This window comes from Brevibacterium sp. SIMBA_078 (assembly GCF_046534565.1).
Taxonomy (GTDB): Bacteria; Actinomycetota; Actinomycetes; order Actinomycetales; family Brevibacteriaceae; genus Brevibacterium.
Genome location: NZ_JAWRYQ010000193.1, coordinates 1 through 274, shown reverse-complemented (window position 1 = coordinate 274; position 274 = coordinate 1). Strand labels below are relative to the sequence as shown.

Genomic DNA, 274 nt, shown 5'->3' with positions numbered 1-274 from the left:
CCACTTTAATAACAATGCCATTTTTTGCTAAAGGAGCAAGTTGTTCGCGTAGCCGCATAACCACCCCATGTGATTGATGCTCTCGTGCTGATTTATCCACCAGCAATAGTCTGAGTTCTGCTAAGTTAGTGGCTTCACGGCGATAATAACCACGCACCATGCCATTAAAATCCATACTAGAGGGCTGCCCAATATATGCGGCTATTTCACTGACTTCATTTAACTGCCATGTGAGGGTTTGAATCTGCTTAGTAAATGCAGCCGTGCTCTCTAG

General features: G+C 44.5%; 1 protein-coding gene. It reads right to left on the bottom strand.

Going from position 1 to position 274, the window contains the following annotated elements:
- On the bottom strand, positions 1 to 274 hold a 274-nt coding region (locus tag SB749_RS19405), incomplete at both ends, for a hypothetical protein (RefSeq protein ID WP_410711745.1).